Raw genomic sequence first — 14,229 nt, forward strand, 5'->3', positions numbered from 1 at the left:
ATCAGAGGTCCAGCAGCGAATCGAGCGAAATCGGCGCGTCGGCTTCGTCGCGCTCGCCGAGCAGCGTGCGCCACATGCCGGGGAAGTCGGGCAGCGTCTTCGTGGTGCACTCGACATCGTCGAGCTGCACCTCGTCGACGGCGAGGCCGATCAGCGCGCCCGTGGTGGCCATGCGGTGGTCGGCGTAGCACTGCCACAGCGCGCCGTGGAGCGGGGCCGGGCGAATGATGAGCCCGTCGTCGGTCTCTTCGACGTCGGCGCCGACGCGGCCGAGCTCGGTCGCGAGGGCGGCGAGGCGATCGGTCTCGTGACCGCGGAGGTGGCCGACGCCGCGAATGACGCTCTCGCCCTCGCAGAGGGCGAGCAGGCCTGCGATGTTCGGGGCGAGCTCGCCGCCGACCGAGAGGTCGAGGTCGACTCCGGCCGGTCGGGCGCCCGCGACAATGCCCTGCTCGACGGTGCAGGTGAGCAGCCCATCCTCGAGCGTGATCTGCGCGCCGAAGCGCGGCAGGATCTCGCGCAGCAGGTCGCCGACCTGGGCGGTCGACTCGGGCCAGTTGGGGATGCGCACCGTGCCGCCGGCGATGATGCTCGCGATGAGGAACGGCGCCGCGTTCGAGAGGTCGGGCTCGACCGTGAGCTCGCCGCCACCGATCTCGCCCGGCTCGACGCGCCAGGTGCGCGCGTCGACCGCGTCGGCGGTGACGCCGCGGCCCTTGAGCACGTCGAGGGTCATGTTGATGTGCGGCAGCGATGGCAGCGATTCGCCGGTGTGCGTGAGCGTGAGGCCCTGCTCGAAGCGGGGCGCGACGAGCAGCAGGCCCGAAACGAATTGGCTGGATGCGCTGGCATCGATCTCGAGTTCGCCACCCGCGATGCGCCCGATGCCCTGCACCGAGAACGGCAGGCGCCCGCCCGAGTCACCGCTCACTTTGATGCCGAGCCCGCGCAGGGCCTCGAGCGTGGCCGCCATCGGGCGGCGTCGCGCGCCCTCGTCACCGTCAAAGGTGACCGGACCGAGCGCAAGGCCCGCGAGCGGAGGTACAAAGCGCATGACCGTGCCGGCGAGGCCGCAGTCGATCGACACTCCGCCGGACAGCTCCTCAGCTGGCGTGATGACGAGGTCGTCGGCCGCGTTGTGCGTGCTCGCCACGCGTTCGACGCCGGTGCCGAGCTCCTCGAGCGCCTGCGCCATGAGGATCGTGTCGCGCGCGTGCAGCGGGGCGTGCAGCGTCGTCGGCTCGTGCGCAATCGCTGAGAGCACGAGCTCGCGGTTCGTCAGCGACTTCGAACCGGGAACCTCGATGTCGGCGTCGAGCGGAACCTCGGCAATCGGCGCGCGCCAATAGCCGGGCTCGCCAGAAGTCGCCTCGTGCACGCCGTCGCCGTACAAATCGAACTCATCGCCGGAATATCTGAAGATCTCCATCGGTTACACACACTATCGCGCAACCGCGCGCGAAGGATGAAGCACCGCACCAGCAGACCGCGAACGGAGGACGATGAGCGCCGTGCTAACAAGCGTTCTCGCCGTAGACTCGTCTGCGATGAATTCCAGTGATGATGCACCGCGGCGAGCCAGCGACTCGACGAGCCTCGCAACGCTCTTTGAGGAACAGGCGATTCCGCTCCTCGACCAGCTGTACGGACACGCGATGCGGATGACGCGGAACCCGGCCGATGCCCAAGACCTCGTGCAAGAGACCTTCACGAAGGCGTTCCAGTCGTTCGCGTCGTTCAAGCAGGGCACCAACCTGCGGGCGTGGCTGTACCGCATCCAGACGAACCTCTACATCAACAACTACCGCAAGCAGCAGCGCACGCCGTACCAAAACCCGCTCGAAGAGCTTGAGGACTGGCAGCTCGGCGGGGCCGAGTCGTACACCTCGACGACCACCTCGCGCTCGGCGGAGGCGGAAGCGGTCGACAATCTGCCCTCCGACGCCGTGAAGGATGCGCTGGCCGAGATCCCCGAAGAGTTTCGGGTCGCGGTGCTCCTGGCCGATGTGCAGGGCTTCTCCTATAAGGAAATCGCCGAAATTATGGACACCCCCACCGGCACGGTGATGAGCCGATTGCACCGCGGGCGCAAGCTGCTGCGGGATCGGCTCCGGGACTACGCCGGGGAATACGGAATTGGAAGGGAGCAGGAATCATGACCGACTGTGGCTGCGATAAAGCACGCCAGGAACTCGAAGAGTACCTGCGTCAGGAAATGTGCACCACGGATCGTGAGGCCATCAAGGAGCACCTCGCGACGTGCGAGGACTGCTCTGGTGAGGCTCACGTCAACCAGGTGATCACGCAGGTCGTGCGGCGTTCGTGCAACGAGGAGGTCGCGCCGGAGGAGCTGCGCGCCCGCGTCCTCAGCTCGCTGCGCGGTGGCGCAACCGCATAGACCCCGCGTTCGGCACCCGAGGCCGAGACTGAACCGGCCCCGCAGCGCGCTGCGGGGCCGGTCTTCGTTGCTGCTGCGACTGCGGCCCAACTTGTACGGCGGCGAGATCCGCGGAAAGCTCAACCGCATGAGCACCACGAACCCCGCGAACCGCTTCTCTAAGCAAGCGAAGCCGCGACGGCTGCTCGTGGTCTCGGCGCGGGGCTCGGCGTGCTCGCCATGGGCGCCTGGGCGATCAGGCGACGCGCCACCCGGTGCAACGAGCGAAGCCGCCGCCTCAAGACCGCCGGGATTGTCACGACGGGCAAGGTGACCGACGCTCGGGAGCGCGCAAGCCAGTTCAGCAACGGCACGTTCATGCAAGCGACGGTGCAGTTCGTCGATGACGACGGCGTGCCGCGTTGGGCCAAGGGCGTAATGGTCGGCCAGGTGCGCGAGGGCACCGGCCTCGAGGCGCGGTACCTGCGGGGCGAGGTGGACCGCTCTGGCGGTTGCGAAATCGCGCCGAACAAGAAGTTCGTCAAGGGTTACGAACTACTGCTCCAGGGAAACGAAACGTCCGGCCCGCAGCTGGTGCTGCGAGTCGGACGTTTGTGTGTGGATGTTAGTGGCCGAGGGCGCCGTTGATGAGCGTCTGCTGCTGCTCCTGGTGCGCCTTCATGGTGCCGACAGACGGGGCGGATGCCTCGGGTCGCGTCACGGCGGTGAGCGGCCGGTCGAGCTTCGGTGCGAGGGCCGCAAGCAGGAAGCCCCACGCACCCTGGTTCTCTGGCTCCTCCTGTGCCCAGACCAGCTCGGCGTTCGGGTACTGCGCGAGCGCCTGCTTGAGTTCCTCGACGGGTAGCGGGAAGTACTGCTCGAGGCGCACGAGCGCGACCGACTGGTCGCCGGACTTCTCGAGCTGCTGCTGGAGGTCGTAGTGGAGCTTGCCCGAGTGGATCACGACGCGCTTCACGGCGGCCTTGTCGGCGACACGGGTGTCGTCGAGCACGGGCTGGAACTTGCCCGTGGTGAACGCCTCGACCGGCGAGGTCGCGCCGCGTAGGCGCAGCATCGACTTCGGTGTGAAGACGATGAGCGGCTTGCGCGGGCGGGCGTACGCCTGGCGGCGCAGCAGGTGGAAGTAGTTCGCCGGCGTCGACGGCTGCGAGACCGTCATGTTGTCCTGCGCGGCAAGCTGCAGGAAGCGTTCGATGCGGGCCGAGGAGTGGTCGGGACCCTGGCCCTCGTAGCCGTGGGGGAGCAGCAGCACAACGCTCGAGCGCTGCGCCCACTTCTGCTCGCTCGACGAGATGAACTCGTCGATCACGACCTGGGCGCCGTTCACGAAGTCACCGAACTGGGCCTCCCAGAGCACGAGCGCGTCGGGGCGCTCGACCGAGTAGCCATACTCGAAGCCGAGCGCGGCGTACTCCGACAGAAGCGAGTCGTACACCGTGAACTTCGCCTGGGTCTCGGAGAGGTTCTGGAGCGGAATCCAGTTCTGATCGGTCTTGCGATCGTGCAGCAGGGCGTGACGCTGCGTGAACGTGCCGCGGCGCGAGTCCTGGCCCGAGAGGCGCACCGAGGTGCCCTCCATGACCAGCGAGCCGAGGGCGAGCAGCTCGCCGTAGGCCCAGTCGATGTCGCCTTCCTGCGACATCTTCGCGCGCTTGTCGAGCACGCGCTGCAGCTTCGGGTGCACCGTGAAGCCTTCGGGCGGCGTGCTGAACGCCTCGCCGATGGTGGTCACGACGTCGTTCGCGACAGCGGTCGACTCGGGCTCCGAGGGGCTCTGCTCCTCGTTCGCACCGACCGTCGAGAGCTCCTGCGCCGAGATCGAGGCGGTGTGCGCCTCGTGCGTCTCGGCAAAGGCACGCTCGAGCTCGGAGTGGAAGTCCGACTGTGCCTTCTCGTATTCCTCCTCAGAGAGATCACCGCGACCGACAAGGTTCGCCGCGTAGAGCTTCCGCACCGAGCGCTTGTTCTCGATGAGGTCGTACATGAGCGGCTGCGTCATCGACGGGTCGTCACCCTCGTTGTGACCGCGACGGCGGTACGAGATGAGGTCGATGACGACGTCGCGGTTGAAGCGCTGACGGTAGCGGAACGCGAGCGACGCGACGTGAGCCACGGCCTCGGGGTCGTCGCCGTTCACGTGGAACACCGGCGCCTGAATCGACTTCGCCACGTCCGACGAGTACATCGACGAGCGGCCGTCCTGCGGTGACGTGGTGAACCCAACCTGGTTGTTGATGATCACGTGGATCGTGCCGCCGGTGCGGTAGCCGCGCAGCTGCGACATCTGCATGGTCTCGTAGACGATGCCCTGACCCGACATGGCCGCGTCGCCGTGCACGAGCACGGGGAGGACATTGTAGGTCTGGGCGTCGTTGCGGTCTTGCTTCGCGCGGACGATACCCTCGAGCACGCCGTCGACGGCTTCGAGGTGCGACGGGTTCGCGGCGAGGTAGATCGGAATCTCGCCGCCCTTGGGCGAGGTGTAGGTGCCTTCGATGCCGAGGTGGTACTTGACGTCACCCGAGCCGGTCACGCGACCGGCCTTGGCGCCCTCGAACTCGCGGAACATCTGGTTGTAGGTCTTGCCCGCGATGTTCGTGAGCATGTTGAGGCGACCGCGGTGGGCCATGCCCATGACGATCTGCTCGATGCCGTCGTCGACCGCATCCTGACCGATCTGGTCGATCAGCGCGATGACCGACTCCGAACCCTCGAGCGAGAAGCGCTTCTGGCCGACGTACTTGGTCTGCAGGAAGGTCTCGAACGCCTCGGCCTGGTTGAGCTTCGTGAGGATGCGCAGCTGCTCGTCGTGCGTCGGCGCGACGTACGGGTGCTCGAGCTCCTCCTGGAACCAGGTGCGCTGCTCGGGGTCCTGGATGTGCATGTACTCGATGCCGATGGTGCGGCAGTACGTGTCGCGCAGAATGCCGAGGATGTCGCGCAGCTTCATGGTGCGCTTCGTGCCGAACCCCGCCGTGACGAAGTGACGCTCGAGGTCCCAGAACGTGAGGCCGTGCGACTCGATCTCGAGGTCGGCGTGCGTGCGCTGCACGTAGGTCAGCGGGTCGATGTCGGCCATCATGTGGCCGCGCACCCTGAACATGTTGATGACCTGCTGCACGCGGGCTGTCTTGTTCACGGCCGATGCGACGTCGACGTGGACGTCCTTCGACCAGGTGATGGGCTTGTAGGGGATGCGCAGGGCGGCGAAGATGTCTTCGTAGAAGTTGTCGTTGCCGGTGAGCAGCTCCGACACGATCTTGAGGAACTCGCCCGAGCCGGCGCCCTGGATGACGCGGTGGTCGTAGGTCGACGACACCGTGAGGCGCTTCGAGATCGCGAGGTTGTCGATCGTCTCCTGCGCCATGCCCTGGAACGCGGCGGGGTAGTCGAGGGCACCGGCGCCGATGATGGCGCCCTGGCCGCGCGTGAGGCGCGGGGCCGACTGCACGGTGCCGATGCCGCCCGGGTTCGTGAGCGAGATCGTTGCGCCCGCGTGGTCGGCTGCCGTCAGCTTGCCGGTGCGGCCCTTCTTGATGAGTTCCTCGTACGCCTCGAGGAACTCGCGGAAGTTCATCTCCTCGGCGGCCTTGATGCTCGGCACGACGAGGCCGCGCGAGCCGTCCTTGTTCTGCACATCGATGGCGATACCGAGGTTGACGTGCGCTGGCTGGACCACCGAGGGCTTGCCGTCGACGATGTCGTAGTAAACGTTCTGGCTCGGGAACTTGTCGAGCGCACGCACGAGCGCGTAGCCGAGCAGGTGCGTGAACGAGATCTTGCCACCGCGCGTGCGACGCAGGTGGTTGTTGATGACGATGCGGTTGTCGATCATGAGCTTCGCGGGAATCTCGCGGTAGCTCGTCGCGGTCGGGATCGACAGCGAGTCGTCCATGTTCTTGGCGATGGCCTTCGCCATGCCCTTGAGTGCCGTGGTCTCCGCCTGGCGCTCGGCGGCGGGCGCCGCATCCTTCTTCTCTGCCTTGGCGGGGGCCTCGGCGGGGATCGGCGCTTCGGTCGCCGGGCGAGCCGTCGTGCGGCTCTGCTTGCTCGCGGCGGGCTGCGTCGGTGCCGCGGCGGGGGCTGCCGGCTGGGCGGGCGCGGTCGGCTTTGACGCGCTCACGGGTGCCGAGGCTGACTGGGATGCGGCGTAGCGCTCGAGCGTCGGCCACCAGGCCTCGTCGACACTGCTCCGATCCTCTTTGAATTTCGCGTACATCTCTTCTACGAGCCAGTCATTGGCTCCGAAGTCAGGCACTGAGCTGGTGGATTCCGGACCGGTGGTCGTCGACACGCGAAAATCGCCGCCTTCTACTCAAATTGACGTTCTTGACGCCACCGAGAAGAGGTAGCGTCCGGTTGTCAAGACTAACGACATTTCCTCGCGGACACCTACATCAGTCCCCAGGCACACTTGTGGGAAAGATTAGGCTTGGTGGTATGCAGTTCTACGGCCAAGTGCCCCAGCATGACCTCACCTATTCCGACGTCTTCCTCGTGCCCTCGCGCTCGGACGTCGGTTCGCGACTCAACGTCGACCTTTCGACGCCCGATGAAACCGGCATGCGCATCCCGCTCGTCGCCAGCAACATGAACGCGGTGTCGGGCGAACGCATGGCCGCAGCGCTCGCTCGCCGCGGCGGCCTTGCCGTGCTGCCGCAAGACCTTGATGACGAGGCGGTGCTCGAACAGCTCGCCTGGGTAAAGGGGCAGGACCCCCTCGTCACGAGCCCGTTCCGCTTTAGCGGGGACACGACTGTGGCCGAGGTGCTTACGTACGTTCCCGCGGTTGCCGGTCAGGCGATCGCCGTTGAACGCGGTGCCGAGATCAGCATGATCCTGCAAGCGAACGACCTCGAGCGCATCCCCGCCGATGCCACCCTCGACGACCTCGCGCACCTTGCAGCTCCCGAACTATCGGTATCGCAGGATGCCCGATCTGCATTCAATGAGCTTGAAGAACTTCCGGGCAAATTTGCCGCGGTGCGCCGCGACGGCGAGCTCATCGGCTCGCTCTCGCAGGCCGACGCGCTGCGCTCGAGCATCTACCCGGCCGCGCTGGATGCGCAGGGTCGCCTTCGCGTCGCCGCGGCGGTCGGCATCAACGGCGACGTCGTGGGTCGCGCCCGCCGCCTCGTCGAGGCCGGCGCCGATGTGCTCGTGCTCGACACCGCGCACGGTCACCAGGAGACGATGCTCCGCGCGATCGAGGGCGTGCGTGGCGCTGAACTCGGTGTGCCGATTGTGGCGGGCAACGTCGTGTCTGCGGCCGGTACCCGCGATCTCGTGAACGCTGGTGCGAACATCATCAAGGTTGGCGTCGGCCCCGGCGCGATGTGTACGACGCGCATGATGACGGCCGTCGGCCGGCCGCAGTTCTCCGCGGTGCTGGAGAGCGCTGATGAAGCGGCGAAGTACGGCGCGACCGTGTGGGCCGACGGCGGGGTGCGCTACCCCCGCGACGTGGCGCTTGCCCTCGCGGCGGGTGCTGGCGCGGTCATGGTTGGTTCGTGGTTCGCGGGCACCGTCGAGGCGCCCGGCACCGTGCTCACCGATGCTCAGGGGCGGCTCTACAAGGAGTCGTTCGGCATGGCCTCGTCGCGCGCCGTTGCGGGTCGCTTCAGCAAGCTCGACCCCTACGAGCGCGCACGCAAGCTGCTGTTCGCGGAGGGCATTTCGAACTCGACCATCCTCATCGACCCGGAGCGCCCGAGCATCGACGATCTGGTCGACATGATCACGACCGGCCTGCGCTCGAGCTTCACCTACGCCGGGGCGAGCTCGATTCGAGAGTTCCACGAACGCGCGAAGGTCGGCCTGCAGTCTGCCGCCGGCTACGAGGAAGGCAAGGCGCTGCCGGTGTCGTGGTAGACACCGCTGGTAGAGTTCCGCGCGACTATGGACTGGTTACTCCTCGCCGTCGGCATTCTTCTCTGCTTCGGCACCGGGGTGTTCGTTGCGACCGAGTTCACGCTCGTGAATCTCGATCGCAACGACCTCGAACTGCGGCAGCAGCGAGGTGAGAAGCGGCTTGGGCCGGTCATCTCAGCTCTGAAACACACGTCGACGCACCTTTCGAGCGCACAGCTCGGCATCACGCTGACGACGCTGCTCACCGGGTACACGATGGAGCCGGCCATCACCAACCTGCTCGGTGACTTCTTTATCGCCCTCGGACTTCCCGCGGATTGGGTCTCGGCCGTGGGCACGATCGTGGCGATGATCATCGCGACGGTGCTCTCAATGGTCATCGGCGAGCTGATCCCGAAAAACTTCGCGCTCTCGCTGCCCTTGCAACTCGCGAAGATCGTGGTGCCAATTCAGAACACGTTCACCGCGGTGTTCCGCCCCGCTGTTCGCGTGCTCAACGGCTCGGCGAACGGCGTGATCCGCTCGATGGGGGTCGAACCGCAGGAAGAGCTCTCGGGCGCCCGGTCAGCCGAGGAACTTTCGAGCCTCGTGCGCCGCAGCGCGCTCGTGGGTGTGCTCGAAGCCGACAAAGCCGTGCTGCTGAACCGCACGCTGCGGTTCAGCGAGCTCTCGGCCGAGGACGTCATGACGCCGCGCTCGCGCGTGCAATCGATCCAGGTTGACGCCTCGGTGGCCCAGCTCATCCAGCTCGCCCGCGCGACGGGCTTCTCCCGGTTCCCAGTGGTCGATGAGGACGTCGACGACATCACCGGCATTGCGCACCTCAAGCACGCCCTCGCCGTGCCGCGCGAGCGGCGGGCGAGCGTACCAGTCGGCGCGATCAAGAACGATGCCGAATTCGTGCCCGAGACGCTGGCGGTGGATGCGGTGCTCGGCCAGGTGCGCCGCGAAGGATTCCAGATGGTGATTGTGCTCGACGAGTACGGCGGCACGGCGGGCATCGTGACGCTTGAGGACCTCGTCGAGGAGATCGTGGGCGACCTGGTCGACGAGCACGACCACGCGGCGGTCGAGATTATTCGTCGCCGCGATCGCATCAGCATCGACGGACTGCTACGTCCTGACGAACTGCGCGAGCGACTCAACGTGCACCTCGACGAGGACGGCCCGTTCGAAACGCTCGGCGGCTACGTCATGCGGGAACTCGGCCGTGTGCCTGCTGTCGGCGACGTCGTGGAGCATCCCGAGGGGCGATTCGAGGTGGAGGCCATGGACGGACGTCGCGCGGCCCGCCTCGCGTTCATTCCGGGGGAGCGCTACGTGAGCCGAGAAGAACAGCTTCGACGTGAGCGGGGCGACGACGCGCAGGGGAGTCACCGATGAGCGATTTCATGGGAATCGTCTGGCTCGTAGTGCTGCTGCTGGGCAACGCCTTCTTCGTAGCCGCCGAGTTTGCCGTCATTTCGGCGCGCCGCTCGCAGATCGAGCCCCGAGCCGACCGTGGCTCGAAGTCGGCTCGCACGGCACTGTTCGCGATGGAGCACGCGACGCTCATGCTCGCGACCACGCAGCTCGGCATCACCATCTGCTCACTGTTGATTCTCAACGTTTCCGAACCTGCGCTGCACCATCTGCTCGAGGGGCCGCTCAGCTGGCTGGGGCTCAGCACCGAGTGGGTCACGATTGTCGCGTTCGTCATCGTGCTCGTGCTCGTCACCTATCTGCACGTCGTGTTCGGCGAGATGGTGCCGAAGAACCTCGCGTTCTCGGTGCCCGACCGAGCGGTGCTACTGCTGGCGCCACCCCTCGTGTTCATCTCGAAGGTGTTCCGGCCAGTCATTTGGGTGCTCAACGAACTCGCGAACCTCTCGCTGCGGGCGGTCGGGGTCAAACCGAAGAACGAGGCGACGAGCGCGTTTACCTTCGACGAGGTCGCGGGCATCGTCGAACAGTCGACCCGCGAGGGCATCCTCACCGACGACGCCGGCACGCTCGCGAACACGTTCGAGTTCACGTCGAAGCGCGTGGGTGAGGTGGCTGTGCCGGTCGGCGCGATCCGCGCCCTCGCGAGCGACTGCACGCCGCACGACCTCCAGCGTGCCGTCGCCGAGTACGGCTTCTCGCGGTACGTCATTGCCGACGCGAGCGGGCCGGTCGGCTATGTGCACATCAAGGACGTGCTTGATGTGCCCGACGACGCATTCGACGCGCCGCTGCCGCCCGCGAGCATCCGGTCGCTCACCTCACTCTATGAGGGCACCGACCTCGAGGACGCGCTGGCCTCGCTGCGCCGCACGGGGCGGCACCTTGCGCGGGTCGTCGGGAAGACCGGCACCACCATCGGGGTGCTCTTCCTCGAAGACGTGATCGAGGTGCTCGTCGGCGAAGTGCACGACGCCACGGCACGGCGCTAGCGTCATTGCCGGTAGATTGGCTGGGATGATTGCGTCAGATGATGAGCAGCGGTTCCAGGCAGTGCTGGCCGCCGATGTGCGATCGACCCTCGAGCTGCCAGGCGAAGAGGACGATAAGTACCGTCGGGGCGTCGTGCAGTTGGCGACGGGGTCGCTGACATATCCGGGCGCGGCCGTGCTCAGCGCGCAGGCCTCCTGCCGCGCTGGCGCGGGCATGGTTCGCTACGCGGGCCCCGAGCGCGTGGCTGCGGCCGTGCTTGCGGTTCGGCCCGAAGTCGTGCACGGCCACGGTCACTACCAGTGCCTCGTGATCGGCTCGGGCATTCCGGATGCGCGCGAGGACGACCGCGCGGGCTTGCTCGCTGAAGCCCTCGAGCGGGGCGTCCCGGCCATCGTCGATGCCGGCGCGCTCACGCTCGTCGAACCGGGCATGAAGGGCGTCGTCGTGACCCCGCACGCCCGCGAGCTCGCAGGGCTCATGCGTCGGCTCGGCCTTGCCGACTGGTCAGCCGAAGACGTCGCGTGCTCCGAAGGCGAAGCCGCGATCGAGGCGTCGGAGCTGCTCGGTTGCACCGTGCTGCTCAAGGGCCGCGTCACCTACGTCGTCGAGGGCACCGACCGTCGCAAGCTACGGGCACCGAACTCGTGGCTCGCGACGGCTGGCACAGGGGATGTGCTCGCGGGCATCATTGGCACCATCGTCGCCGGCCAGGCCGGCCGGGGCGCACCGCTCTGCCTGGCGACGACGGTCGCCGCCGGCGCCTGGCTGCACGCCCGAGCCGGTTGGCTTGCATCGCAGCGCAACGCGGGCATCGAGGTGGCCGCGACGACGGTGCACGCGCCGCTGAGCATGCTCGACCACGGCCCGCACGGCGGACCGATCCTTGCCTCCGATGTCGCAACCGCGTTGCCCGGCGTGATCGCGGCGGTGCTCGCGAAATGACGACACAGAACTTTGCCCCGGCCCGACCCCGCCGGTGGACGCTCGAGAACGAGCTTTGGACGCTCTGGCTGCTCTTCATCGGGGTGCACGCCTTATACGGCTGGGTGGCCTCGTGGCACCCCTCGGTGCCGTTTAACGACGTCACGGGCGTCTACCGCGGCTGGGTGGAATCGGCGATTGCCACGGGTTCGTTCCCCGGCGTGCATGAACCATTCGTATACCCGGTCGGCGCGCTCGGGCCCATGCTGCTGACCAACCTGATCGGGCCGGGCGAGGCGTATGGCCTCGCCTGGATGATCATCGTCATCGTGCTCGACTGCATCGCCCTGTGGTGGCTCACGATGCGGCAGAACACGAACGTCTCGGCAGGGATGCGGCGCACGGCAGCGTGGTGGTGGCTCGCGTTCCTCGTGCTGCTGGGGCCCATCGCCCTCGGCCGCATCGATACCCTGACGGTGCCGATCGTGCTCATCGCGCTGCTCGAGATCCGCTCGCGGGTGCGCACCTCGGGCTTCTGGCTCACGATCGGCGCCTGGTTCAAGGTCTGGCCGGCCGCCGCGTTTGCTGGCGCGTTCGCGGTCATTGAGCGGCGCTGGAAGCTCGTGCAGGGTGCACTCATCGGCTGCGTCGTGGTGTTGCTTCCGGTCATGGTGTTCAACGGCACCGACGGCCTTCGCAACGCGTTTAGCTTCGTCACCGGTCAGACTGGCCGCGGCCTCCAACTCGAATCGGCCGCCGCGAGCGTCTTCCTCGTGTTCAAGTCGCTCGGCAACAGCGACTACGAGGTGCGTTTCGACTACGACATCCTGACGCAGCAGATCTCGGGCCCCGGCGTCGACCTCGTGGGCGACCTCCTCACGCCGCTCATGTTCGTGATGGTGCTGATCTTGCTCGCGCTTGGTTTCTGGTGGCACCGCAAGGGCGCCGGCATGGCCCGCGTCTTCCCGGCGCTGCTGCTGGCGCTCGTCACCTCGTTCATCGTCTTCAACAAGGTCGGCTCGCCGCAGTTCATGACCTGGCTTGCGCCAATCATCGTGCTCGGGCTGGTCTGGGACGGCCGTCGATTCGCGCCACTCGCGTGGATCTCGCTTGTTATCGCGGGGCTCACGCAGTACATCTACCCGTGGTTCTACTGGACCGTCGTCGGCGCCGCCCCGATTGGCGCGTTCGCGCTGTTCATCCGCAACGCGCTGCTCGTCGTGCTGCTCGTGGCCGCGGTCCTGTACATGCGACCGCTCAAGGCAGAAAGAGTCACGAAGGCCGTGGGTGGCTCAGCGACCGAGCCGGCCTCGAGCGTGGACGACGCGGACGCGAGCTCCGAAGAAGGTACGGTCGCCAGCTAGGGGGTCGCTGCAGCGTGCGGCGGCAGGGGCTCGTGCGCGAGGAATGCGCGCACGGCGCTGCCGACCTCGCGGATTTCGAGCAGAAAGCCGTCGTGGCCGAATGGCGAGTGCACCGTGAATGCCACGTCGCCGGTGACCGAGGTCGAGATGCCGGCCGCGATGCGGTGCTGGGTGTCGATGCGAAAGAGGGTGTCGGAGTCGACGCCGATGACGAGCGTGCGGGCGCGCACCTGCTCGAGCGCCGCATCCACCCCGCCGCGGCCGCGGCCGACGTCGTGCGTGCTCATCGCGTTGGCGAGCACGATGTATGTGTTCGCGTCGAAGCGACGCGTGAAGCGGTTGCCGTGGAAGTCGAGGTACGACTCGACCGAGTAGCGACCGTGACCGCCCGCGGGCGAGACTGAGGACTGCCAGGCGCGACCGAAGCGGTCCTCGAGCTCACTGTCGCTGCGGTAGTTGAGCATGGCCATGCGTCGAGCCAGAGCGAGGCCGCGATATGGGCCCTCGCCCGCGCCGGCGTCGTAGTAGTTGCCGTGGCGCCAGGCCGGGTCGAGCCGAATCGCGTCGCCCTGCAGCGTGTTCTGCGCAATGTTCATCGCGTCGATCGCCGCGGGTGCGCATAGCACGACGAGGTTTTCGAGGCGATCCGGGTACATGATCGCCCACTCGAGGGCCTGCATGCCGCCCATGGAACCACCGACGACGCTGTGGAACTTGCGGATGCCGAGGGCGTTTGCCAGGGCAGCTTGCGCCCGCACCTGGTCGCGGATGCTCGTGCGCGGGAACCGCGCACCCCACTCGCTCCCATCGGGCGAGATGGAAGCGGGGCCGGTCGTGCCCTGACAACCGCCGAGCATGTTCGGCGCGATGACGAAGAGTTCGTCGGTATCGAACGGCATGCCGGGGCCGACCATGCCGGGCCACCAACCCGCGCTCGCGTGGCCGGGGCCCGCGGTGCCAGCGACGTGCGTGTCGCCGGTGAGCGCATGAAAGATGAGTACCGCGTTCGAACGATCCTCGTTCAGCGTGCCCCAGGACTCGTAGGCGATGCGCAACGGCACGGTGCCACCCTGTTCGACGGTGAAGTCGTCGAGCGCGGCAAACTGCCGGTTGCCCGGGTGATCGCCCTCCAGCCACGCGCCTGTGGCAGGAGGACGGATCCGCGCCGGCTGACGGGTCTCGAGGTCGACGCGTTGCGAACGAACGCCGACCCGGAAATCATCGTCAGACCACTGCATCCCTGGAGTCTATTGCCTTCCC

11 protein-coding genes are annotated in these 14,229 nt (G+C 67.1%); 8 read left to right on the plus strand and 3 right to left on the minus strand.

Annotated elements, in window-relative coordinates; translation table 11 throughout:
* Window position 1: 1 nt before the first annotated feature.
* Window positions 2-1,429, minus strand: coding sequence for a 3-phosphoshikimate 1-carboxyvinyltransferase (aroA, locus tag M3M28_RS05390; RefSeq protein ID WP_249387787.1), 1,428 nt, complete (start codon window positions 1,427-1,429; stop codon window positions 2-4).
* 118 nt (window positions 1,430-1,547) lie between these two features.
* Here aroA and M3M28_RS05395 point away from each other — a divergent pair, with 118 nt between their 5' ends.
* From M3M28_RS05395 to M3M28_RS05405, 3 genes are all read left to right on the plus strand, one after another.
* Window positions 1,548-2,159, plus strand: a complete 612-nt coding sequence (locus tag M3M28_RS05395) for a sigma-70 family RNA polymerase sigma factor (RefSeq protein WP_249387788.1) — start codon at window positions 1,548-1,550, stop codon at window positions 2,157-2,159.
* Window positions 2,156-2,398: a mycothiol system anti-sigma-R factor gene (rsrA, locus tag M3M28_RS05400; protein WP_249387789.1), complete on the plus strand. Its 243-nt coding sequence runs from the start codon at window positions 2,156-2,158 to the stop codon at window positions 2,396-2,398. Before M3M28_RS05395 ends, rsrA begins: the two co-directional genes overlap by 4 nt.
* A gap of 210 nt (window positions 2,399-2,608) precedes the next feature.
* Entirely contained in the window at window positions 2,609-3,025 is a 417-nt protein-coding gene (locus M3M28_RS05405) for a hypothetical protein (protein ID WP_249387790.1), read from the plus strand.
* Here M3M28_RS05405 and M3M28_RS05410 read toward each other — a convergent pair.
* The gene (locus M3M28_RS05410; protein WP_249387992.1) at window positions 3,003-6,617 is read right to left on the minus strand and encodes a multifunctional oxoglutarate decarboxylase/oxoglutarate dehydrogenase thiamine pyrophosphate-binding subunit/dihydrolipoyllysine-residue succinyltransferase subunit; all 3,615 of its coding nucleotides are present in this window, start codon (window positions 6,615-6,617) and stop codon (window positions 3,003-3,005) included. The two genes, M3M28_RS05405 and M3M28_RS05410, sit on opposite strands and share 23 nt — an antisense overlap.
* Before the next feature lie 221 nt (window positions 6,618-6,838).
* On the opposite strand from M3M28_RS05410, the gene guaB1 reads away from it, so the two are divergent.
* From guaB1 to M3M28_RS05435, 5 genes are read left to right on the plus strand one after another with little or no spacing between them, the layout of a single operon-like run.
* Window positions 6,839-8,269, plus strand: coding sequence for a GMP reductase (gene guaB1 / locus M3M28_RS05415; protein ID WP_249387791.1), 1,431 nt, complete (start codon window positions 6,839-6,841; stop codon window positions 8,267-8,269).
* A 27-nt stretch (window positions 8,270-8,296) separates the two neighbouring features.
* A complete protein-coding gene (locus M3M28_RS05420) occupies window positions 8,297-9,652 on the plus strand; it encodes a hemolysin family protein (RefSeq protein WP_249387792.1) in 1,356 nt (451 codons plus the stop codon).
* Window positions 9,649-10,683 carry a hemolysin family protein gene (locus M3M28_RS05425; protein WP_249387793.1) on the plus strand — a complete coding sequence of 345 codons (1,035 nt, stop codon included), beginning with the start codon at window positions 9,649-9,651 and terminating at the stop codon, window positions 10,681-10,683. Before M3M28_RS05420 ends, M3M28_RS05425 begins: the two co-directional genes overlap by 4 nt.
* Window positions 10,684-10,708: 25 nt before the next feature.
* Window positions 10,709-11,626, plus strand: coding sequence for an ADP-dependent NAD(P)H-hydrate dehydratase (locus M3M28_RS05430; protein ID WP_249387794.1), 918 nt, complete (start codon window positions 10,709-10,711; stop codon window positions 11,624-11,626).
* Complete coding sequence (locus M3M28_RS05435; protein ID WP_249387795.1) at window positions 11,623-12,969, plus strand: glycosyltransferase 87 family protein; 1,347 nt, start codon at window positions 11,623-11,625, stop codon at window positions 12,967-12,969. Before M3M28_RS05430 ends, M3M28_RS05435 begins: the two co-directional genes overlap by 4 nt.
* Here M3M28_RS05435 and metX read toward each other — a convergent pair.
* Window positions 12,966-14,207, minus strand: a complete 1,242-nt coding sequence (metX, locus tag M3M28_RS05440) for a homoserine O-acetyltransferase MetX (RefSeq protein ID WP_249387796.1) — start codon at window positions 14,205-14,207, stop codon at window positions 12,966-12,968. The two genes, M3M28_RS05435 and metX, sit on opposite strands and share 4 nt — an antisense overlap.
* Between the last annotated feature and the right edge of the window lie 22 nt (window positions 14,208-14,229).

It is taken from the genome of Gulosibacter sediminis, assembly GCF_023370115.1.
Lineage (GTDB): Bacteria > Actinomycetota > Actinomycetes > Actinomycetales > Microbacteriaceae > Gulosibacter > Gulosibacter sediminis_A.